This is a genomic window from Mesorhizobium sp. M0522, from assembly GCF_040321085.1.
Taxonomy (GTDB): domain Bacteria; phylum Pseudomonadota; class Alphaproteobacteria; order Rhizobiales; family Rhizobiaceae; genus Mesorhizobium.
Genome location: NZ_JAMYQW010000001.1, coordinates 168,673 through 189,599 on the forward strand (window position 1 = coordinate 168,673; position 20,927 = coordinate 189,599).

Below are 20,927 nucleotides of genomic sequence, written 5' to 3' on the forward strand. Positions count from 1 at the left end.
AACCGAGATAATCCCGTCAGTTCTCCAGCGCTTCCTTGATCGCCGCGTTGCCGCGCGCAACCGCATTGTCGAGTGCCTGCTGGGCGGTTTGCTGGCCGGCCAGCATCTTCTCCAGCTCCTCGTTCTGGATATCGCGCACCTGCGGCAGATTCGGCAGGCGCACGCCCTTCGAATTGTCGGTCGGCGACTTGCCGATCATCTGCAGGATGGGTGTCTCGCGGCCGGGGTTCTTGTCATAGAAGCCTGATTTCTTCGTCGCCTCATACGCGGCGAGCGTCACAGGCAGGTATCCCGACTTCTGGTGCAGATATTCCTGCACATCGGTCTTGGACAGATAGGCAAAGAAGGCGGCGACACCCTTGTATTCCTCGTCCGACTTGTTGCCGAACACCCACAGGCTGGCACCGCCCGGCGTCGTGTTCTGCGGGGCACCCTTGGCGTCACTGTCGTAAGGAAGCTGGCCGATGCCATAGTTCATGCCGGACTTGACGATATCGCCGAGGCCGCCCGACGATTCGGTGAAGATGCCGCATTCGCCGGCGAGGAATATCTGCTTGGCTTCGGAGGTGCGCCCGCCATATTTGAATGTGCCGTCCTTGGCCAGGTCAGCGAGCGCCTGGAAGTGGTTGACGAAAATCGGCGCATTGATCTTGAGTTCGACATCACCGCCGGCCAGGCCATTCTGCTGGGTGGCCCAAGGCACGTCATTCCACGCCGCGAAATTCTCCAGGTGGATCCAGGTCAGCCAGGTCGAGGTATAGCCGCAAGGGGCGGCGCCGCTCGTCTTGATCTTCTTGGCAGCTTCCCACACCTCGTTCCACGTCTTGGGCGGATTGTTCACGTCGAGGCCTGCCTTCTGGAAGATGTCCTTGTTGTAGTAGAGGATCGGCGAGGAAGAGTTGTAGGGGAACGATAGCATGGTGCCGTCCGGCTTCGAATAATAGCCGACGATGCCGGGCAGATACTGGCTCTTGTCGAAAGTCATCCCGGCGCCGGTCATCACATCGGCCACCGGCTTTATCGCACCCTCGGCCGCCATCATCACGCCGGTGCCGACGTCGAACACCTGGAGGATATCGGGCGCTTGCCCGGCACGAAAGGCAGCGATGCCGGCATTCAGCGTCTCCGGATAGGTGCCCTTGAACACCGGAACGAGCTCATAGTCGCTCTGGCTGGCGTTGAAATCCTTGGAGATCTTGGCGACGACCTCGGCGTTGGCGCCGGTCATGGCGTGCCACCAGCTGATCTGCGTGACGGCGAAGGCGGAGGTGGTGGAAAGCAGGGTCACGGTGGCGGCGATACCGGCCGCAAAGCCGAAGAACTTCATGTTTCATCTCCCGTTTGTCATTGGCGAAAGGGGCACTTCCGCAAAGCCAATATGTGGCGCTGATGACAATCGGACAACGGTTTTATTGCGGATCAATGAACATCATTCCTTCCTAAAGTGCACTCGCTACCGAACCGGGCGCAAGAAATCACATCACCGTCTTTTCGGCGCAGCGGCGTCGGTTTTCCCCCGAAAAGACCCGCCTCATGGCCCGCGGGTTAACCATTCGTTAAAATCTCCAAGAACTAATCAGTCACACCTCCCCTGTTAGTTTTGGCAGACCGAGTGAACCAGGATGCTGACGGTCTATAATTGTATTGTAAGTCAGCACGATCCGAGACTGGTTGCGCTTGCCGCACTCGTCTGTGGAATTTCTTGCTTCTCAGCGGTTAATCTCCTTAAGCATGTCGGCCGATCGACCGAGCGAAACCGGCTTGTCTGGCTGATGATCGCCGCAGCCTCGACCGGGTTCGGCATATGGGCGACGCATTTCATCGCCATGACCGCGTTTACGCCGGGAATACCGAACGCATACAATCCGGGATTATCCGCCTTTTCGCTTGCCGCCGCCGTTATCATGACCGCGCTTGGGATGTGGGTCGCCACCTTGCGCCGCGGCATCGACCATTTCCTCGCCGGTGGCGCCATTCTGGGCGGCGCCATCGCGACGATGCACTACATCGGCATGGCAGCTTTCGAGGTCGAAGGCCGGGTCGTATGGAACCTGCTCCTTGTCGCGATATCGCTTCTGGCCGGCGTGACCCTCGCGGCACTGGCGCTCCTTGTCGTCTTGCGCCGTCCGTCAGCGCTCGCGACTTTCGGCGGCGCCGCGCTTTTAACGCTGGCGATTTGCAGCTTGCATTTCATCGCGATGGCTGCGGTGTCGATCATTCCGGATTCCTCGATTGAAATATCCGAACATTCCATCGAGCCCATTTCCCAGGCCTTTGCCGCAGCGGTCGCCAGCCTGATAATCCTTGTGCTATCGGGTGCCGCGCTGTGGATCGACCTGCGCTTTCGCCGCCAGAAGCTCGAGGCCGATCGCATGCACGATCTCGCCAATGCGGCGGTGGAAGGTCTGATCGTTTGCGATGGCACCCGCATTGTCAGCGCCAATGACAGTATGGCGAAGCTGACCGGAACAGCGACAGCCACCCTGAACACGATGCAATTCGGCGAGCTTTTCGACGGACAGAGCGCAGCCGATATGTCCGGCTTCGGCGAACAGGCGCAGGAAGCGAAGTTAAGGGGCAGCGACGGGGCGAGAATTCCTGTCGAGCTGATCGCCAGGAAAATCACCTACTGCGGCAGGCCTCATACGGTGCTTGCCGTTCGCGACATCCGTGAGCGCAAGAAGGCAGAACAAGAGATCCTCCGCCTCGCGCATTTCGATCCGCTTACCGGGCTTGCCAATCGGCGGAGCTTTTCTTCCCGGCTGGAAGCAGAATTCGCCTCGATGGATCGTGGCGGCAAGGATGGACATCTGGCGCTCCTGCTGCTTGACCTTGACCGGTTCAAGCAAGTCAACGACCTCTATGGCCACGGGGCCGGCGATGCTATGCTGCAGAAGCTGGCGCACTGCATTTCCGGCATCCCGCGCCACGGACAGATGCTCGCGCGTCTCGGCGGCGATGAATTTGCCATCATAGCTCCGAACCTCCCCGACCCCCTGGCCGCAGGCCGGATAGCCGAGGACTTGCTGGCGGCGATCCGGGAGGAAAACAGGGTTTCGGTCGGCTCCGGCCTCGTCTCGGCCAGCATCGGCATCGCCTTCTTTCCGCTGGATGCCGAAGACCAGGCCGGCCTGATCAGCCATGCCGACACGGCACTCCATCGCGCCAAAACCGAAGGCAGGGACACTTATCGGTTTTTCGAGATAGCCATGGGCACCGCGGCCCGCGACAAGCGCGTGATGGAGCATGAATTGCGCCAGGCGATCGCCCGCAAGGAGTTCCACCTCGTCTATCAGCCGCAGAAGGAGATCCGCGGCGGCAGGATGATCGGCTTCGAAGCCCTGGTCCGTTGGCAGCACCCTGAGCGGGGTGACATTTCTCCGGCCGTTTTCATCCCCGTGGCCGAGGACAGTGGCGCTATCGCGCAGATAGGCGACTGGGTGCTGACGACGGCTTGTAACGATGCTGTTCGCTGGACAAACCCGCTGATGGTCGCCGTCAACGTCTCCGCCGTGCAACTTCACAATCCGAACTTCAGCCGCAAGGTGCACGACGCATTGACGAGATCCGGCCTGGCCCCCGGCAGGCTCGAACTGGAGATCACCGAAACGGCCCTGGTGAAGGACATGCCGCGCGCGCTGGCAACCTTGAGGCAGGTCAAGGCGCTTGGCGTGCATGTGGCGATGGACGATTTTGGCACCGGCTATTCTTCGCTGTCCAACCTCAGCGCCTTTCCCTTCGACAAGATCAAGATCGACGGGTCGTTCATCAAATCGGTCGACAAGAACGCCCAGTTCGCGGCGATCGTTCGCGCCGTGCTGGGGCTTGGACGCGGTCTCGGCCTACCGGTTCTGGCAGAAGGCATCGAGACGCCGGGTGAATTGCAGTTCCTGGACGCCGAGGCTTGCGAGATCGGGCAAGGCTACTACCTCGGCAAACCGGCTCCGATCGAGACATTCGGGGAACTGACGGGCGTGGCCGCTCCGGCAATCCGCACCGCCAGCCGACGCGGCGCAAGCATTGCCGTGCTCAAGCCGCGCCTGCGCACGGTCTGAGCCTATCCCGGCTGAAGCGCCGCCTCGACCAGACGCTTGGCATCCGGCCCCGACCATTCGGCCGGGCCATTCATATGGGCGATCAGGCAGCCTTGCCCATCGATCAGCATGGTGACCGGCAGACCGAGCGCCAGGCCGCGCGTCTTGACGTCGTTGAACAGCGCCATCGTGGCATCGCGATAGTAGCCGAGCGACTTGACGCCGGTGTCCTCCAGGAACTTCTTCGGTTTGGCATCGTCGCCGGCATCGACGTTGACGGCAACAACCTGAAACGCATCGCTGCCCATCTCCTTCTGCAGCGCATCGAGCGCCGGCATTTCGGCGCGGCAAGGTGCGCACCATGTCGCCCACAGATTGAGCAGCACCGTCTTGCCGGCATGATCGGCGATCGTCGTCGGCTTGCCGTCGGGGCCGTTGAAGGCAAGGCTTTTCAGCGATTGCGGCGGATCCGCCGGCAAAAGCGCGGCAACCTGGCCGGTGGCAGCGGCGGCGATCTTCTTGGCACGGTCGGTCTTGGCGGCGCAGGCGACGTCGTCCTTGCCGCCGCCGGCGGCCACTTGCGCGGGCGCCTTGTTGCCAGAACTGCTTTCCCTGACATATACCGCGACCGCGCCGGCCAGCACGCCCGCAACCAAAGCGGCGAGGATGAGACGCAAAGCCGGGAAAAATCTATTGCCGTCTGCCATTTTTGAAAAACTGCTCCGGAGCACGGGTTATAGCGATGAACGACAAGAAGGCCAGCAACCAGATGTGGGGCGGACGTTTTGCCTCGGGTCCGGCCGCAATCATGGAAGCGATCAACGCGTCGATCTCGTTCGACCGCAAACTCTATGCGCAGGATATTCGCGGCTCGATCGCCCATAGCCAGATGCTGGCGCAAACGGGCATTATTTCGGCGGCCGATCAAGAAAAAATCGCTCACGGGCTGAACACGATCCTCGCAGAGATCGAGGCCGGCACATTCGAGTTCTCGACCAGGCTGGAAGACATCCACATGAATGTCGAGGCCCGTCTGGCCGATTTGATCGGCCCCGCCGCCGGCCGCCTGCATACCGCCCGCTCGCGCAACGACCAGGTGGCGGTCGACCTCAGGCTGTGGGTCAAGGACGAATGCTTTCGTGTCGCCGAGGCGCTGAAGGGCCTGATCACGGCGTTCCTGGATCGGGCCGAGGAGCATGCGGCAACGGTGATGCCGGGCTTCACCCACATGCAGGCGGCGCAGCCGGTGACCTTCGGCCACCACTGCATGGCTTATGTCGAGATGTTTGCACGCGACCTGTCGCGTGTCCGCGACGCCATCGAGCGGATGGATGAAAGCCCGCTCGGCGCCGCCGCCCTTGCCGGCACCAGCTTTTCCATCGACCGGCACCAGACGGCGAAGGCGCTTGGCTTCCGCGAGCCGATGCGCAATTCGCTCGACAGTGTTTCGGACCGCGATTTCGCGCTCGAGTTCCTGGGCTTGGCGGCGATCTGCGCGACGCATCTGTCGCGGCTGGCCGAAGAGATCATCATCTGGTCGACGCCGCAATTCGGCTTCGTCAGGCTGTCGGATAGTTTCTCGACGGGTTCGTCGATCATGCCGCAGAAGAAGAACCCGGACGCTGCCGAACTGGTGCGCGGCAAGACCGGCCGCGTCACCGGGCACCTCGTCGGCCTGCTGACGGTGATGAAGGGCATGCCGCTGACCTATGGCAAGGACATGCAGGAAGACAAGGAATCCGTCTTCGACGCGGCCGAGACGCTCGACCTGATGCTGGCGGCAATGACCGGCATGGTGCGCGACATGACGGTGAACACTGCCGCGATGAAAAAGGCGGCCGGCGCCGGCTATTCGACTGCGACCGACCTCGCCGACTGGCTGGTGCGCACGCTCGGGCTGCCGTTCCGCGAGGCGCACCATATCACTGGCCGGGCGGTGGCGCTGGCCGAGGACAGGAAGATCGGGCTCGACAGGCTTTCGCTGGAGGATCTGCAGTCCATTCACCCCGGTATCAGCGCCGACGTGTTTTCGGTTCTTGCCGTGCAGAATTCTGTAAAGAGCCGCACGAGCTTCGGCGGCACCGCGCCGTCCGAGGTGCGCAAGCAGATCCGCTACTGGAAAAAGCGGCTCGCCAAGGCGTAAGACGCGGGGTGCAATGGCCGCAAAACTCGGCTAGAAGCGGCTGCGGGCAACAGTTTTGGACGGATGGCACGATGACCGGAAGCAGGATTTTGGTGACGCTGACGCTGCTGGCGGCAATGGCCACCGTTGCGGCCTGCGGCAGGAAGGCTGCGCTCGACACGCCGTACGCGGCAGCCGTGCAGGCCCGCAAGGACGCCGAGAAGGCCAAGCAACCTTTGCCGCCGGAGCCGGAAAAACCTGTCGAGGACAAGAAATTCATCCTCGACCCGCTGCTCTGATTTCGGACCAATCTCGTGAACCATTTCGACTACCGCGACGGCGCGCTGCATGCCGAGGACGTGGCGATATCAGACATCGCCGCCAGCGTCGGCACGCCGTTCTACTGTTATTCGACGGCGACGCTGACCAGGCATTTTCGCGTCTTCACCGAGGCCTTTGCCGGGCTCGATGCTCTCGTCTGCTATGCCATGAAGGCGAATTCCAACCAGGCCGTGCTGAGGGTGCTGGCAGGGCTCGGCGCCGGCGCCGACGTGGTCTCGGAGGGCGAATTGCGCCGCGCTTTGGCGGCCGGCATCCCGGCAAGCAAGATCCTGTTTTCGGGCGTCGGCAAGACCGCGCGCGAAATGGATTTTGCGCTCTCGGCCGGCATTCTCTGTTTCAACGTCGAATCCGAACCGGAGCTGGAGCTGCTGTCGGCCCGCGCCACCGCGCTGGGCAAGATCGCGCCGATCTCGCTGCGCATCAATCCGGATGTCGACGCCAGGACGCACAAGAAGATTTCGACTGGGAAGGCCGAGAACAAGTTCGGCATTCCGTGGCAGCATGCGCGGAAGGTCTATGCGCGCGCGGCTGAGCTGCCGGGCATCAAGGTCACCGGCATAGACACCCATATCGGCAGCCAGATCACCGAATTGCAGCCCTTCGACGACGCCTTTGCGCTGCTGGTGGAGCTGGTCGGCGCCTTGCGCTCCGACGGTCATGCCATCGAGCACATCGATGTCGGCGGCGGCCTTGGCATTCCCTACCGCGTCGACAACAACCCGCCGCCTTTGCCCGATGCCTATGCCCAGATCGTCAGGAAGCATGTTGCCAAACTTGGGCTGAAAGTGATGTTCGAGCCAGGCCGGCTGATCGTCGGCAATGCCGGCATCCTGGTCTCGCAGGTGATCTTCGTGAAGGAGGGCGACGCCAAGAACTTCCTCGTCGTCGACGCCGCGATGAACGACCTGATCCGGCCGACGCTTTACGACGCTTTCCACGACATCAGGCCGGTGGCGCAGCAGCCGGCCGCAGCACCACGCATGAAGGTCGACGTCGTCGGCCCGGTTTGCGAGACCGGCGACTATCTCGGGCTCGACCGTGACCTGCCCCGGCTGAAATCCGGCGACCTGATCGCTGTCTCCACCGCCGGCGCCTATGGCGCCGTTCAGGCCGGCACCTACAATACCAGGCTGCTGGTACCGGAAGTGCTGGTCGACGGCGACCGCTTCCACGTTGTGCGCCCGCGCCAGACCTATGACGAGCTGATCGGACTGGACTCGGTGCCGGACTGGTTGGAGTAGAACTCTGCAGCTACAGCCGGTGCTGAATGAGCGCCCTGGTCTCGGCGATTCTGTCCTCATTCCGGCGATAGAATATCCACTGCTTGATGCGCTTGCTGCGCAAAAGCCCTGCCTGGGTGAGCACGCGCATATGCTCGCTGAGCGTCGCCTGGGTGATCCCCAGCTTTTCCGCGATCAGCAGCGCGCAGACGCCGTCCTCGACCAGATCGCCGTCCGCCTGCGGCGGAAAATGCGCGCGTGGGTCCTTCAGCCAATCGAGGATCTGCAGCCTGCGCTCGTTGGCGATTGCTTTGAAGACATCGACCTCTTGCATTTAGGCACTTTGCCAAGTTACTAAGTAATGTCAACTCTGAATGTCAACTCTGGGAGTGAAATCATGCTGCACGGCCACACGATCACACGCGAGCGCATTGCAGCGATAGAACCCCGCATCCGGCCCTTCGTGCGCCACACGCCGGTGCTGCGCGTCGACATGGCCGATTTCGGCCGCCCGCCTCTGCCTGTCGACCTGAAGCTTGAGTGCTTGCAGCATTCCGGCTCGTTCAAGGCACGTGGTGCGTTCACCAATCTCCTCGAACGGCCGGTTCCTGCGGCCGGCGTCGTCGCCGCATCGGGCGGCAACCACGGTGCCGCCGTCGCCTATGCCGCCATGCAGCTCGGCCACAAGGCGACCATCTTTGTTCCCGAAGTGAGCCCGCAGGCCAAGCTGGACCGCATCCGCGGCTACGGCGCCGAGCTGATCGTCGGCGGCGCCCGTTATGCCGAGGCGCTGGCCGCCAGCGAGAGCTTCGCCGAAAAATCCGGCGCGCTCCAGATCCACGCCTTCAACCAGGAGGAGACGCTTGTCGGGCAAGGCACGCTCGGCCTCGAGATCGAGGCCGACTTGCCGAAGCTCGACACCCTGCTGGTCGCCGTCGGTGGCGGCGGCCTGATAGGCGGCATCGCCGCCTGGTTTTCCGGCCGCATCAGGATCATCGCCGTCGAACCGGAGGGTGCGCCGACGCTTCATCGCGCCTTCGAGGCGGGCCGACCCGTCGACGCGCCGGCGGAGGGCATCGCCGCCGATTCGCTCGCGCCAAAGCGTGTCGGCGAAATGATGTTTCCTATCGCCGAGGCATTCGTCGAGCGCTCGATCCTGGTCAGCGACGACGACATTATCGCCGCCCAGGCGGCGCTGTGGGACCGCGTGCGAATCATCTCCGAGCCGGGCGGTGCGGCCGCCTTCGCGGCGCTCCTGTCCGGCCGCTACGCACCGGTTGCAGGCGAGCGCGTTGCCGTACTGGTCTGCGGCGCAAACGCCAATCCGGCGAAATTCTGACAATATCCGGGGCATTATTGTTCACGTTTTGGGGAACCGCCTCGCCTTCGCCGTGTTTGTTGGTATCCTTAGGGCGATGTGCATCCGCTTGGACGCACGAAGTACGCGCTTAGATTTTAGGTCTTCGCATCGTGCTTCCCGAAAATCGACTTTTCGGGCCCATGCGATAGACTCGTGAGGCCTGGGCTATCCCGCCCGGCCAGGAAGGGCCGATGACACAACGACCCATTTTCACCAGCGATCGCAGTCTGGCCAGGCGCCTTGCCTTGAGCCGGCTGGGGACGCAGGTCTCGATAATCGTCGAACGCGGCTGGCCATTGCTGCTGCCACTGATCATCGTCGCCAGCCTGTTCCTCAGCATTTCGTGGCTCGGCCTGTTCCCATTTTTGCCCGATCTGGCGCGGATCGGTCTTATCACGGCATTCGGCGTCGCAGCGCTTGCCGCACTCTATCCACTGCGTTTCTTCCGCACGCCATCCAGTGCCGAGGTCGACCGCCGCATCGAGGCGGCCAACCGATTGCTGCACAGCCCGGTGCAGGTCCAGACCGATCGCCCGAGCGGCAAGGAAAGCATTTTTTCGCAAGCCCTGTGGCGCGAGCATCAGCGGCGCATGGCCGACCGGCTGGGCGAGCTTGGCGGCGACGTGCCGCGCACACGCGTGCCGGAACGCGACCCGTGGGCGCTGCGCGCCGTTGCCGCGCTTTTGTTGGTCACTGCCTTTGCCTTCTCCTTCGGGCCATCGGGCGGCAGGCTGAGCGACGGTTTTGTTGCCCGTGCCGCCCGCGACGTCGTGCCGCCGCGCATTGATGCCTGGGTGACGCCGCCGGCCTATACCGGCAGGCCGCCGGTATTCCTGAACGCCCCGGTCCTGGCCAACAACGCCACTCAAGCGCCGCCGACCTTCACGATTCCGGAGGGCAGCGATGTGTCGCTGCGCGTCACCGGCGGTTCGGGCGAGGAAACGCTGAGCTACGCCGACACCGGCGGCAACACCCGCGCCATCGATCCGACCGGGCCGCAAGCCGCCAAGACTGAGGCAAGTCCGGCAACGCCTTCCACCGTGCGCCAGTTCAGCGGCAAGTTAACGGCCGACGGCACGCTGACGCTGCAGTCCAGCGACGGCGAGCTCGGCCGCTGGGCCTTCGCCATAATTCCCGACAAGCCGCCGCAGATCCGCTTTGTCGGCGAGCCGAAGCGCGCCGTCAACGGCGCCTTCGAGCTCAACTACCAGATCGACGACGACTATGGCGCGGCCTCCGCCAAGGCGGTTTTCGCGTTGGCCGATCCGCAAGTGCCCAACGCGCATCCGCTCTATGGCCCGCCGGAAATGCCGCTGACGTTGCCGCGCCGCGGCGGCAAGGCCAATGCCGCTAAGACGACGAAGGACCTGACCGACCATGTCTGGGCAGGTGGCAACGTCAAGCTGTCGCTTGTCGCCACCGACGGTGCCGGACACACGGCGACCAGCGAAACCAAGACGCTGGTGATGCCGGAGCGGCCATTCTCCAACCCGTTGGCGCGGGCTGTGGTCGAGCAGCGCCGCATACTGGCGCTCGACGCCTATGCCAAGGACCGCGTGCTCGACCTGATGGATGCAATCACGCTCAGGCCGGAAGACACGTTCGACAACATGGCGCACTACCTCGCCATCATGAGCGCCCGCACCCGGCTGAAGATGGCAGACAGCGACGACCAGTTGCGCGACGAGGTCGCTTACCTCTGGGAGATCGCGCTCGGCATTGAGGAAGGCAATCTGTCGGCGGCCGAGAAGCGGCTGCGCCAGGCGCAGCAGGCGCTGCAGGATGCGATCAAGAACGGCGCCAGCGACCAAGAGATCGAGAAGGCGATGAAGGAACTGCGCGAGGCGATGAACCAGTTCCTGCAGGAATTCGCGGCGCGGGCGCAGCAGAATCCGAATGCGCCACAGATGCAGCAGAACGGTCAGGAACTGCGCCAGAGCGACATCGACCGCATGATGGACCAGATCGAGAACCTGGCGAAATCCGGCAATCGCGACCAGGCGCAGCAATTGCTGTCCGAGTTGCAGGACATGATGAACAATCTGCAGGCAGGCCGCCAGCAACAGGGCGGCCAGCAGGACAGCGAGATGCGCCAGCAGATGGACAAGCTGGGCGAGATCATGCGGCGCCAGCAGGAGATGATGAACGACACTTTCCGTATGGACCAGATGCAGCGCGGCCAGCAACAGCGCGGGCAGAACCGCGACGAGCAGCTCGGCGAGAACGGTGAGCCAGGCCCGATGGGCGAAGAGGGCAAGCCCGGCCCGGGTGACGACCGCGATCCGCTCGGCCGGCCGAAGCCGATGACGCCGCAGGAATTTGCTGATGCGCTGAAGCAATTGCAGGAAGGCCAGGGCAAGCTGCAGAGCGAGCTCGATCAATTGAGGAAGAGCCTCGAAGGCATGGGCCTCGACCCCAATGAGGGGTTTGGCGAGGCCGGCAAATCCATGGGCAATGCCGAACAGGCGCTCGGCGAGGGCGAAGGCGACCAGGCCGTCGGTCACCAGGGCCGCGCATTGGAAGCCTTGCGCAGGGGCGCCAAGGACATGATGAAGCAATTGCAGGCGATGCAAGGCGACCAGGGCGGCAACGGGCAGGGCGGGCGCCAGCAGAATGCCGACCGTGACCCGCTCGGGCGGCCCCGCACCAGCGAGGGTCCCGATGACGGAAGTTCGGTGAGAGTGCCTGACGAGATCGATGTGCAGCGTGCCCGCCAGATCCTCGAAGCGATCCGCAAGCGGCTCGGCAACGCACTCAGCCCGGATATCGAGCGCAGCTATCTGGAGCGGTTGCTGGAGCTGAAGTAAGGCTGCCCCCCAATATTCGGAAGATCGCCGTGCGGTCCGTGGAGGCCGCCACCGCCGGACTGAGCGGCACGTTTTAACGGTTGGTGAACGCCTCGCGGATCGCCTCTTCCATGCCGTCGATGGCCTCGCCGGAAGCGTTCGGATTGCGCCGCAGCACCACGTTCGAGGAATCGATGTCGCCGAACCCGTCGGCGGCCGTAAGCTCGCGGCAGCCGGCCGGGATGTTGCTGCGCGAGATCGGCGCAATCGCCAACCCGGAGGTGACGGCGAGCCGCAGGCCGCCATTGGTATCGCTGGTGTAGGCGACACGATAGGCGAGACCGCGCTGTTCCAGCGACTTTATGGCGAAATCCTTGCACCAACCGGCACGATTGTAGAGCGCGATCGGCACCGGCCGCTCCTCATGCATGTGATGCAGCTCCGACGTCACCCATACGGTCGGGTCATGCATCAGCACCTCACCGCCTGACAGATCCTGCCATTCGAACACCACCGCCAGATCGAGCTCGCCGGCGGCGAGCGCCGCGATCTGCGCACCGGAATGCGCGTAGCGGACCGTGATGTCGACCTGAGGATGGCGCTTGGCAAAGGCGCCGAGTGCCCGCGACAGGATCGCGTGGCCATATTCTTCCGGGATACCGATGCGCACCGGCCCGCCAAGCGGCGCCGCGACCATCGATGCCGCCGTCTCGTCGAGCAGTGAAACGATGCGCCTGGCGTTGGCGATGAGTTCGCCGCCGCGCTGCGTCAACGCTACACCGCGCGACCCGCGCTCGAACAGGCTGTCGCCGATCATGCCTTCGAGCCTCTTCATCTGCATCGAGACCGCCGACTGGGTGCGGCCGGCCCGCTCCGCCGCTTTGGTGAAATTGCCGGTGTCGGCGACCGCCACGAAGGTGCGCAACAGGTCGCTGTGGAGATTGGGTCGCATGTGCCCGCCATAAGAAAATCTGATTGCTGGCATCATTCCAATTCGTTTGCAACATGTCAAACGGCGGACGATAGTCGCCTTACCCATTGGATATGCGGCCGGGAAATCGGCTGCGGACCAATCAAAAGTCCTCACTCGTACCCGCTGCCCGAAACGGTGGCGGGTTCTTTTTACCCGGATGCAGGCCTGCTTTCGGCCGCGCACGCGGGAGACAGGAGCGCCTATGCAGAATCGGCTTGTGCTCGGCATCCTCAGCCTCTGTCTCGGCGTGCTGGTCTTTTCGCTGCAGGACCCGCTGGTCAAGGCGGTGTCGAGCCACTATCCGGTCACCGAGGTGATGGCGATCCGCTCGATCGTCGCCCTGCCGATCCTGGTTTTCCTTGTCCACGCCGATGTCGGATTGCAGGCGATCCTGTCGAAGCGGTTCGGCATGCTGACGATGCGCGCCTTCATCCAGTTCACCTCCTACACGGCCTACTACCTGGCAATCGCCGCCCTGCCGCTGGCTGACGCGGTGGCGCTCTATTTCATGGCGCCGCTGTTCATCATGGCGTTGGCCGGCCCCTATCTCGGCGAACGCGTGTCCTGGCAGGCGCTCGCCACCGTCCTGGTCGGCATGCTCGGCGTGCTGGTGATGGTGCGCCCGGGCGCCGGCTTGTTCGACTGGGCAGCGCTGCTGTCGCTAGGTTCGGCTCTGCTCTACGGTTTCTCGCAGCTGATGGCACGCAAGATCGGCGACACCGAATCCTCGACTGTCATGGCTTTCTATCAGAACGGCGCTTATCTGATCGGCGCCGCATTTGTGGCGGCATTGTTTTGGCTGGCAGGCATTGACCACGCCGTGCATCCGAGTCTCGAATTCCTCGTCCGGCCATGGGTCTGGCCGGCGACGCCGGATCTCCTCAAGATGGGGGCATGCGGCTTCGTTGCCTCGGCCGGCATGATCCTGTTGTCGCAGGCCTACCGGCTGGCGCCCGCCAACAGCGTCGCCACCTTCGAATACACCGGTATCATCTGGTCGCCGCTATGGGGTTTTCTGTTCTTTGCCGAAGTGCCGCGACCAGCGACGGCGGCGGGCGCAGCCCTCATCATCGGCGCCGGCCTGTTTGCGCTCAATGCCAGCCGGCGCCTGAGCGGCGCGCCAGCCATTACGGCGACCTGCGACCCTGCCTGAAGGCGGTCGGCCTTGGGCTTTAGGCGAAGCAGGCGAGCGCCTGTTCGACGCGGGCGCGGATTTCAGCCAGCGTGAACGGCTTTTGCACGACGTCGAGAATAATGCCGTCCAATTCCTCGGCGCGCTCGCGCTGGTCGGCATAGCCGGTCATCAGCATGATCTTCATCGCCGGGAACAGCGCTGCTGCCGCCTTGGCCATCTCGATGCCGTCTATTTCCGGCATGCGGATGTCGGACAGCACAAGGTCATAGCTCCCTTGCGCCGCCCGGATCAGAGAAAGGCCATGTGCGCCGTCGGCGGCAACAGTGACATTATGCCCGGCGCGTTCGAGCGCGCGAGCGGCGAGAGTGCGGACGGATTCATCGTCCTCGACGATCAGGAGCTTTGCCATGGGCAGGATATTTGGCGGGGAAAAGTTGATGTTTCCTGAAGGCGCCAAGGGTCGATGAGGCCTTTTCAGAATTCGCTCCGCCAAGTCAGATAGCGTGGTTTTCGAGAACCGGAGCGGAGCGGACGTTCGAGTCCGAGAGCACCGGAAGCGCAGAAAACTGCGTCAGGTGGCCGCCGGAGTAGAATTATCAAAAGGCCTCAAGCGTCGCCCTTGACGATGCCGACGAAGGGCAATTCGCGAAACGCGTGGGCGACGTCCATGCCATAACCGACGACGAAATAATCGGGGCAGTCGAAGCCGACATAGTCGGCGTTGAGCGTGGTCTGGCGGCGCATGCGCTTGTCGAGCAGCACGGCGATGGCACAGCTCCTCGCGCCGCGCGACAGCATGAGGTCGCGGGTGAAACTCAGCGTCTTGCCGGATTCCAGAATGTCATCGATCAAAAGCACATCGCGACCGGCGACCTCGTTGTCGATGTCGCGCAGCACCCTCACCTCACCGCTGGTCGTGCCGGCGCCATAGCTGGAGATGAAGATGAACTCGACCTCCGGCGACAGGCCGACATCGTGCATGGCACGGATAAGATCGGCGGCGAAGATGAACGATCCCTTCAGCACCGAGATTACCAGAAGGTCGTGGTAGTCGTGCCCGGCGATCTCCTTGGCAAGTTCCAGGTTCCGCCGCGCGATGGCGGACGCCGAAAACAGGACTTCGATGTCCTTGCCGCGCACAACTGGCATTGGCTGCCCTTCCAGAAATGATCGCCTTGTAGGCGAAGCCGACCGAAAACGGTCTTCAACCTGTTTCTAGGCATGTCGAGCCGGCTGGCAAGGCCAAATCTTTCGCAGGACGCCCGCGAACGGTCGGGTGTCCGCAGCGCGTCGCTGATCGTTTATCTGGTGACCTGTTGATTTTCTGGCGCCGCTCTAACGAACCAGCGCATGGCCGCCCGAAATCCAGAAGGCGGCAAAGGCGGCACCGACGCCGACAATCCAGAAGATCGGCCCACCATGCACCCACAATGGGCGTTCGACGGCGGTTTCGGGCTTGCGCAACATGTCCATGCCTTCGATCGAAGGCATGGACATCATGCGCGCAGGCAGCGGCGCAAAGTCTGGACGTGTAAAATGGCGGGGCAGCACCTCATAATCGGCATCGATGACCTCGGCGGTCACGTCGCGCATGATGCGTTCCGGCTCGGCGGCCGGATCGGTCATGATTTCGCCGGAAACCGGGCGCGCGGTTCGATCCTCAGCCATCATGGCCCAACACTACCGCACCTGTTCGCTGTTCGTTTCTTTTGGGTAAACGGAAATGGTTAACGCTTCCCCACCGGAACCCCTGTGACTCGCTCGAAAAGCCCCCAAATTAACCGTCGGTTAACCATGCCGGCCGATGGTCTTTCCATAGAAAGGGCTGGCATCTTGCCGCCGAGAATTTCAGGTCGTCGAAAGTGATCCGCTTCGAAAATGTCGGCCTCCGCTATGGCATGGGTCCGGAGATCCTCCGCGACATCTCCTTGCACATTCCGGAGCGCTCCTTTCAGTTCCTGAGCGGACCTTCAGGCGCCGGCAAGACGACGTTGCTGCGGCTTTTGTTCATGTCGCTGAAGCCGACACGCGGCCTGATCACCATTTTCGGCAAGGACCGCTCGCGCATCTCGCGTACCGAATTGCCGCATCTGAGACGACGCATCGGCGTGGTGTTCCAGGATTTTCGCCTGCTCGACCATATGACCACCTACGAGAACGTGGCATTGCCGCTGCGCGTGCGCGGCCGCGAGGAGGCGACCTATCGCACCGACGTCACCGAGCTGCTGAAATGGGTCGGCCTCGGCGAGCGCATGCATGTGCTGCCGCCGGTGCTGTCTGGCGGCGAGAAGCAGCGCGCCGCCATCGCCCGGGCGTTGATCGAGCAGCCCGAGATCCTGCTCGCCGACGAGCCGACCGGCAATGTCGACCCGCCGCTGGCACGACGCTTGCTGCGGCTGTTCATCGAGCTCAACCGGCTGGGCACCGCCGTGGTGATCGCCACACACGACCTCGGCCTGATGGAACAGGTCGACGCACGGCGAATGATCCTGGCCGGCGGAAGGCTGGACATCTATGACTGAGCTCTCCGTCGAACATTTCGAGGGTCAGGACGCCGCGGCGGCAAAGCCCCGCGTCCAGCGCAAAATGGCGCCGATCGTGCCGGCGCAGAACATCGCCGGCCGGGCGCTGGTGCTGGTCATCGCCATCATGACGTTTCTGTCCTGCCTGACGTTTGGCGCCGTCACGCTGGTGCGTGACACCGCCTCCGTCTGGGAGAACCAGATCTCGCGCGAGGCGACCATCCAGATCAAGCCGGTCGACGGCCTCGACATGGAGGCCGCACTTGCGCTGGCCTCGCAGATCGCCGGCGAATTCCCTGGCGTGAAAAGCGCCCGGATCGTCGACCGCGAAGCGACGGCCCGGCTGCTCGAGCCTTGGCTGGGCTCGGGCCTGAACATCGATGAGCTGCCGGTGCCGCGCTTGATCATCATCACCATCGACGAGAATAGTCCGCCCGATTTCGCCGCACTGCGCGCGGCGATCACGCCGAAGCTGCCGAGTGCCTCGCTCGACGATCATCGCACCTGGGTCGACCGGCTGGTTGCCATGGCCCGCACCACGGTAACGATCGGTATTGCAGTGCTGGCGCTGATGCTGTCGGCGACGGTGCTGACCGTGGTATTCGCGACGCGCGGCGCCATGGCCGGCAATGGCCACATCATCGAGGTGCTGCATTTTGTCGGCGCCGAGGCGCGCTTCATCGCGCGCGAATTCCGCCGGCATTTTCTGGTCACCGGCATGAAGGGCGCCGCGGCAGGCGGCGCCGCGGCGATCCTGGTCTTCATCGTCTTCTCCTGGTGGTCGTCACGCAACATGGCAACGCCGCTGGCCGACCAGGCGACCGCCCTATTCGGCAATTTCGCCATCGGCTCGGCGGGTTATCTCGGGGTCGCTGTCATGGTGCTGGTGATCGGCGCGCTGACGGCGGCAACCTCCCATTTCACCGTGGTTACCTATCTCAGCGACATCGACATTCGCCAGCCGGACGCCGGCTAAAGGAAAGATCGATCACGGATGAAAACGCATCGTCACGAAAATTGCATTTTTTTCCTACCAAAGGCCGTATTTCGGGATTAACCATTTCATGATGGACGTTCGGGACTCGACCGATACCGCTGGATGCATGCCAGTGCTGGTTGCGCGCCCGCCTGTATTCGCCGAGCCTGATGAATTTGCCAAGCCGGGTCAGTTCGCCAAACATGGGCGGCTGCTGGCAGCCCGCTCCTTGCGCATCTCGGCTCTCCTTCTGCTCGCCTTTATGGCGCTGTTTGTCGCCGGCTTCGGCTGGTTCGCCAATACCGTCAGCCGCCTGACTACGCCCGCCAATCCGGCAAGGGCCGACGCTATCATCGTGCTGACCGGCGGCCAGTCGCGCCTCGACGCTGCGATGGGCCTGCTTTCGTTAGGCAAGGGCGAGCGGCTGCTGATCAGCGGCGTCCATCCCTCCGCCAGCCGCCGCCAGCTTCAGGCCGCGACCGGCGGCGACAAGAGGCTGTTTTCCTGCTGCGTCGACATCGACCGCGCCGCGCTCGACACGATCGGCAATGCCGAGGAAAGTGCCAAATGGGTCGAGGACCATGCCTACGGCACGGTCATTCTCGTCACCAACAATTATCACATGCCGCGCAGCCTGCTGGAAATGGGCCGGCTGCTGCACGGGGCCAGGCTCGAACCCTATCCGGTGGTCAACACCAACCTCGAGAATGGCCGCTGGCTGACCAAGCCAGAAGCGCTGCGCGTGCTGTTCACCGAATATAACAAATACCTGCTGGCGCTGGCGCGCGGCATCATGCCGGTGAAGCAATCGCCCAACGGCGTCACGCTGGCCGACGCCGCGGGCGGAAACTGAACGGCACCGGCACTTTTATTCCCTAGCTGCTGCACCCGAGCGCAAGCGTGCGATCTCCTGTTCGAGCCGTTCGATGCGCTTGTCGCGTTCGCCCAGCGCCGCCGCCACGTCGGCCGCTTCGAAACGCTGCGGGATGTGCTGCGAGCAATTTGAATCCCAAGCCGAAACCGTAAACAGGATGACCTGCTCGGGTCGCGCCTTATAGTCTTGCGGCATCAGCTTTGCCGTCAGCTCGGCATCGCCCTCGACGACTTGCGCTTTGCCCCAGATCTTGATGCGCTGCCGGTGCGCATAATCGATCAGGAATAGGAAAGCCTGTGGGTTGTCGCTGAGGTTGCCCTGGGTGATGAACTGCCTGTTGCCGGAAAAATCGGCAAAGCCGATCGTCCGTTCGTCGAGCACCTTGAGGAAACCGGCAGGCCCGCCGCGATGCTGGATGTAAGGCTGCCCGTCCGCATTGGCGGTCGACAGAAAGACGCTGGTCTGCGCCTCGATGAAGGCGGCGAGATCGGGCGTGATTGCCGCCTGCCAGCCGCCACGCTCCTCGACACGGGCATAGGCCTGGCGCGAGCCCTTGCGCGCCTGAATCGCCTTCACCGTCGGGGTGAAAGCAACATCGCTGGTGTGAGCGTTCATGGAAGCCTCCTCAAGCGCCGAGCTGCGCTGCATTGCTAGTCAGGAAATAGGTCCTTCCATCTTCGAGATGCAGATGCCATATCTGCAATCTATCCTTCCGTTTTTCGGGAGGGCAAATTTTCGGGAGAGCTATGGATCGCCTCCAGTCCATGTCGCTTTTCGTTGCCGCGGCGGAGACAGGCAGCCTCTCGGCTGCCGGGCGCCGCTTCGGCATTCCGCTGACGACGGTCAGCCGCAAGGTTTCGGACCTGGAGCGGCATCTGAAGACACGGCTGTTGACCCGCACGGCGCGGCAGCTGTCGCTGACCGATGCGGGCCATGCCTATCTCGCCGCGTGTCGTCGCATTCTCGACGAGGTCGGCGAGGCCGAGCGAATAGCCGCCGGCGAATACAGCGCCCCGACCGGCGAACTGATCGTCACTGCGCCGATCGTCTTCGGCCGCCTGCATGTGCTGCCGGTCGTCACCGCCTTTCTCGCCGCCTACCCCGACGTGAGTGTGCGGCTGACACTCGCCGACCGGATAACCCAGTTGGTCGAAGAGCACATCGACCTCGCCGTCCGCATCGGCGAGCTTGCCGATTCGAGCCTGGTCGCTATCCGCCTGGGTTCGATCCACCGCGTCGTTTGCGCGAGCCCGGCCTATCTCGCCGAGCACGGCACGCCGAAAACGCCGCAGGAGCTTGCGGCGCACAGTGCAATCACCTTTGAAGGGCTCACCGCTGCCAGTTGGACCTTCGCCACCGGCAAGGCCGAATTCACCGTACCGGTCCGCTCCAGGTTACGGGTCAACACCGCTGAGGCGGCAATCGATGCGGCGATTGCCGGCGTCGGCGTGACGAGGCTGCTTTCCTACCAGATCGCCGCCGCAGTTCGGTCGGGTACGCTGCGCCCGGTGCTGCAAGAGTTTGAGCCAGACCCATGGCCGGTGAGCCTCGTCCATGCCGGCCAGGGGCTACTGCCGGTGAAGCTGCGCGCATTCCTCGACTTCGCCGCCCCGCGCCTGAGACAGCGCCTGCTGCAGGCGGCGTGGCAAACGTGACGAAGACGGCCCATCGCAAGGCCGGGCCGATCGCCCGCCTCGCAGCGTTTCCTTTTTGCCGGCGCTTGGTGTAACCAACGCACACCTCCTCACCGGGCACTTGCTGTATGCTGTATTTCCGCTCGCTGGCGTTCAATCTCGCCTTCTACCTCAATTTGATCGTCCAGATGATCCTCTGGACCCCGTATTATTTCCTGTCGCCACGCCATCGCGCCTGGTTCGTGCCGAAATTCTGGTCGCGCACCAGCATGTGGCTCTACGACAAGATCGCCGGCACCAGAAGTGAGATCACCGGCCAGGAAAACCTGCCTGACGGCTCCTTCATCCTGGCGCCGAAGCACCAGTCCTTCTGGGACACGATCGCTTTCCTGCCCTATCTCGACGATCCCGTTTACATATTGAAACGGGAGCTGACCTGGATCCCGTTCTTCGGCTGGTACATTTTGAAGATGCGGATGATTCCTGTCGACCGCGGCAGCCGCTCGAAGGCATTGAAGACGGTGATCGCCGCGACCAAACAGGAATTGGCGCGCAATCCGCGCCAGCTGATCATCTATCCCGAGGGCACCCGCCGGGCGCCGGGCGACGAACCGGTCTACAAATACGGCATCGTCGAACTCTACGCGCAACTTGGCATTCCGGTGGTGCCGGTCGCTCACGTCGCCGGCCTCTATTGGCCGCGCCGCAAATTCCTGCGCTATCCCGGCACGATCAAGGCGCGCTTCCTGCCACCGATCCCGCCCGGCCTCGGCAAGGACGAATTCATGCAACGGCTGATCGGCGAGACGGAGGCCGCCTGCGACCAGCTCCTCGTCGAAGCGTCGCAGACGCCGAACCCGCCGCCGATGCCGCCGACGGCAATGAAACGGCTTGGTGAGCTGGATGCGAAACCTGAATTGAAAGGCTGAGACACCCGCCGCGGATGCCA

20 protein-coding genes are annotated in these 20,927 nt (G+C 63.2%); 12 read left to right on the forward strand and 8 right to left on the reverse strand.

From position 1 onward, the window contains the following. Positions 1-16: 16 nt before the first annotated feature. On the reverse strand, positions 17-1,327 hold the full coding sequence (ugpB, locus tag NKI58_RS00820) for a sn-glycerol-3-phosphate ABC transporter substrate-binding protein UgpB (RefSeq protein WP_352471403.1): 1,311 nt from the start codon (positions 1,325-1,327) through the stop codon (positions 17-19). A 295-nt stretch (positions 1,328-1,622) separates the two neighbouring features. On the opposite strand from ugpB, the gene NKI58_RS00825 reads away from it, so the two are divergent. Then, positions 1,623-4,055 carry a bifunctional diguanylate cyclase/phosphodiesterase gene (locus tag NKI58_RS00825; RefSeq protein ID WP_023677934.1) on the forward strand — a complete coding sequence of 811 codons (2,433 nt, stop codon included), beginning with the start codon at positions 1,623-1,625 and terminating at the stop codon, positions 4,053-4,055. A gap of 2 nt (positions 4,056-4,057) precedes the next feature. On the opposite strand, the gene tlpA is transcribed toward NKI58_RS00825, so the two are convergent. Then, a complete protein-coding gene (gene tlpA / locus NKI58_RS00830) occupies positions 4,058-4,741 on the reverse strand; it encodes a thiol:disulfide interchange protein TlpA (RefSeq protein ID WP_023677933.1) in 684 nt (227 codons plus the stop codon). Between the two features lie 35 nt (positions 4,742-4,776). Here tlpA and argH point away from each other — a divergent pair, with 35 nt between their 5' ends. The 3 genes from argH (at position 4,777) to lysA (ending at position 7,739) form a co-directional block, all read left to right on the forward strand. Then, a complete protein-coding gene (gene argH / locus NKI58_RS00835; RefSeq protein ID WP_023677932.1) occupies positions 4,777-6,177 on the forward strand; it encodes an argininosuccinate lyase in 1,401 nt (466 codons plus the stop codon). Between the two features lie 71 nt (positions 6,178-6,248). Continuing rightward, positions 6,249-6,455, forward strand: coding sequence for a hypothetical protein (locus NKI58_RS00840; protein WP_023677931.1), 207 nt, complete (start codon positions 6,249-6,251; stop codon positions 6,453-6,455). 15 nt (positions 6,456-6,470) lie between these two features. Then, positions 6,471-7,739, forward strand: coding sequence for a diaminopimelate decarboxylase (gene lysA / locus NKI58_RS00845; protein WP_352783363.1), 1,269 nt, complete (start codon positions 6,471-6,473; stop codon positions 7,737-7,739). 10 nt (positions 7,740-7,749) lie between these two features. Here the strand turns inward: lysA and NKI58_RS00850 are convergent, their stop codons facing one another. Further along, positions 7,750-8,052 carry an ArsR/SmtB family transcription factor gene (locus tag NKI58_RS00850; protein WP_352467561.1) on the reverse strand — a complete coding sequence of 101 codons (303 nt, stop codon included), beginning with the start codon at positions 8,050-8,052 and terminating at the stop codon, positions 7,750-7,752. Positions 8,053-8,115: 63 nt separating this feature from the next. Here NKI58_RS00850 and NKI58_RS00855 point away from each other — a divergent pair, with 63 nt between their 5' ends. Then, positions 8,116-9,057, forward strand: coding sequence for a threonine/serine dehydratase (locus NKI58_RS00855; protein WP_352824343.1), 942 nt, complete (start codon positions 8,116-8,118; stop codon positions 9,055-9,057). Between the two features lie 212 nt (positions 9,058-9,269). Further along, a complete protein-coding gene (locus tag NKI58_RS00860) occupies positions 9,270-11,885 on the forward strand; it encodes a TIGR02302 family protein (RefSeq protein WP_352783357.1) in 2,616 nt (871 codons plus the stop codon). Between the two features lie 73 nt (positions 11,886-11,958). Here the strand turns inward: NKI58_RS00860 and NKI58_RS00865 are convergent, their stop codons facing one another. Beyond that, positions 11,959-12,816, reverse strand: a complete 858-nt coding sequence (locus NKI58_RS00865) for a LysR family transcriptional regulator (protein WP_352853028.1) — start codon at positions 12,814-12,816, stop codon at positions 11,959-11,961. 223 nt (positions 12,817-13,039) lie between these two features. Between NKI58_RS00865 and NKI58_RS00870 the strand changes: the two genes are divergently transcribed. Continuing rightward, positions 13,040-13,990: a DMT family transporter gene (locus NKI58_RS00870; RefSeq protein ID WP_352703642.1), complete on the forward strand. Its 951-nt coding sequence runs from the start codon at positions 13,040-13,042 to the stop codon at positions 13,988-13,990. Positions 13,991-14,009: 19 nt separating this feature from the next. Here the strand turns inward: NKI58_RS00870 and NKI58_RS00875 are convergent, their stop codons facing one another. From NKI58_RS00875 to NKI58_RS00885, 3 genes are all read right to left on the reverse strand, one after another. Then, positions 14,010-14,381 (reverse strand): response regulator, encoded by a 372-nt coding sequence (locus NKI58_RS00875; protein ID WP_023677925.1) that lies wholly within the window; start codon positions 14,379-14,381, stop codon positions 14,010-14,012. A gap of 197 nt (positions 14,382-14,578) precedes the next feature. Next, the gene (hpt, locus tag NKI58_RS00880) at positions 14,579-15,121 is read right to left on the reverse strand and encodes a hypoxanthine phosphoribosyltransferase (protein WP_254816654.1); all 543 of its coding nucleotides are present in this window, start codon (positions 15,119-15,121) and stop codon (positions 14,579-14,581) included. Positions 15,122-15,307: 186 nt separating this feature from the next. Beyond that, positions 15,308-15,598, reverse strand: a complete 291-nt coding sequence (locus tag NKI58_RS00885) for a hypothetical protein (RefSeq protein WP_352646671.1) — start codon at positions 15,596-15,598, stop codon at positions 15,308-15,310. A gap of 236 nt (positions 15,599-15,834) precedes the next feature. Here NKI58_RS00885 and ftsE point away from each other — a divergent pair, with 236 nt between their 5' ends. From ftsE to NKI58_RS00900, 3 genes are all read left to right on the forward strand, one after another. Then, the gene (ftsE, locus tag NKI58_RS00890; RefSeq protein ID WP_023677923.1) at positions 15,835-16,494 is read left to right on the forward strand and encodes a cell division ATP-binding protein FtsE; all 660 of its coding nucleotides are present in this window, start codon (positions 15,835-15,837) and stop codon (positions 16,492-16,494) included. Then, on the forward strand, positions 16,487-17,470 hold the full coding sequence (locus NKI58_RS00895) for a cell division protein FtsX (RefSeq protein WP_352646673.1): 984 nt from the start codon (positions 16,487-16,489) through the stop codon (positions 17,468-17,470). Before ftsE ends, NKI58_RS00895 begins: the two co-directional genes overlap by 8 nt. Positions 17,471-17,558: 88 nt before the next feature. After that, positions 17,559-18,323: a YdcF family protein gene (locus NKI58_RS00900; RefSeq protein WP_352703644.1), complete on the forward strand. Its 765-nt coding sequence runs from the start codon at positions 17,559-17,561 to the stop codon at positions 18,321-18,323. Between the two features lie 15 nt (positions 18,324-18,338). On the opposite strand, the gene NKI58_RS00905 is transcribed toward NKI58_RS00900, so the two are convergent. Continuing rightward, positions 18,339-18,959, reverse strand: a complete 621-nt coding sequence (locus NKI58_RS00905; protein WP_352570568.1) for a pyridoxamine 5'-phosphate oxidase family protein — start codon at positions 18,957-18,959, stop codon at positions 18,339-18,341. Between the two features lie 131 nt (positions 18,960-19,090). Between NKI58_RS00905 and NKI58_RS00910 the strand changes: the two genes are divergently transcribed. Next, complete coding sequence (locus NKI58_RS00910) at positions 19,091-19,999, forward strand: LysR family transcriptional regulator (protein ID WP_352703646.1); 909 nt, start codon at positions 19,091-19,093, stop codon at positions 19,997-19,999. 107 nt (positions 20,000-20,106) lie between these two features. Then, entirely contained in the window at positions 20,107-20,907 is an 801-nt protein-coding gene (locus NKI58_RS00915) for a lysophospholipid acyltransferase family protein (RefSeq protein ID WP_352703649.1), read from the forward strand. The last annotated feature ends 20 nt before the right edge of the window (positions 20,908-20,927 follow it).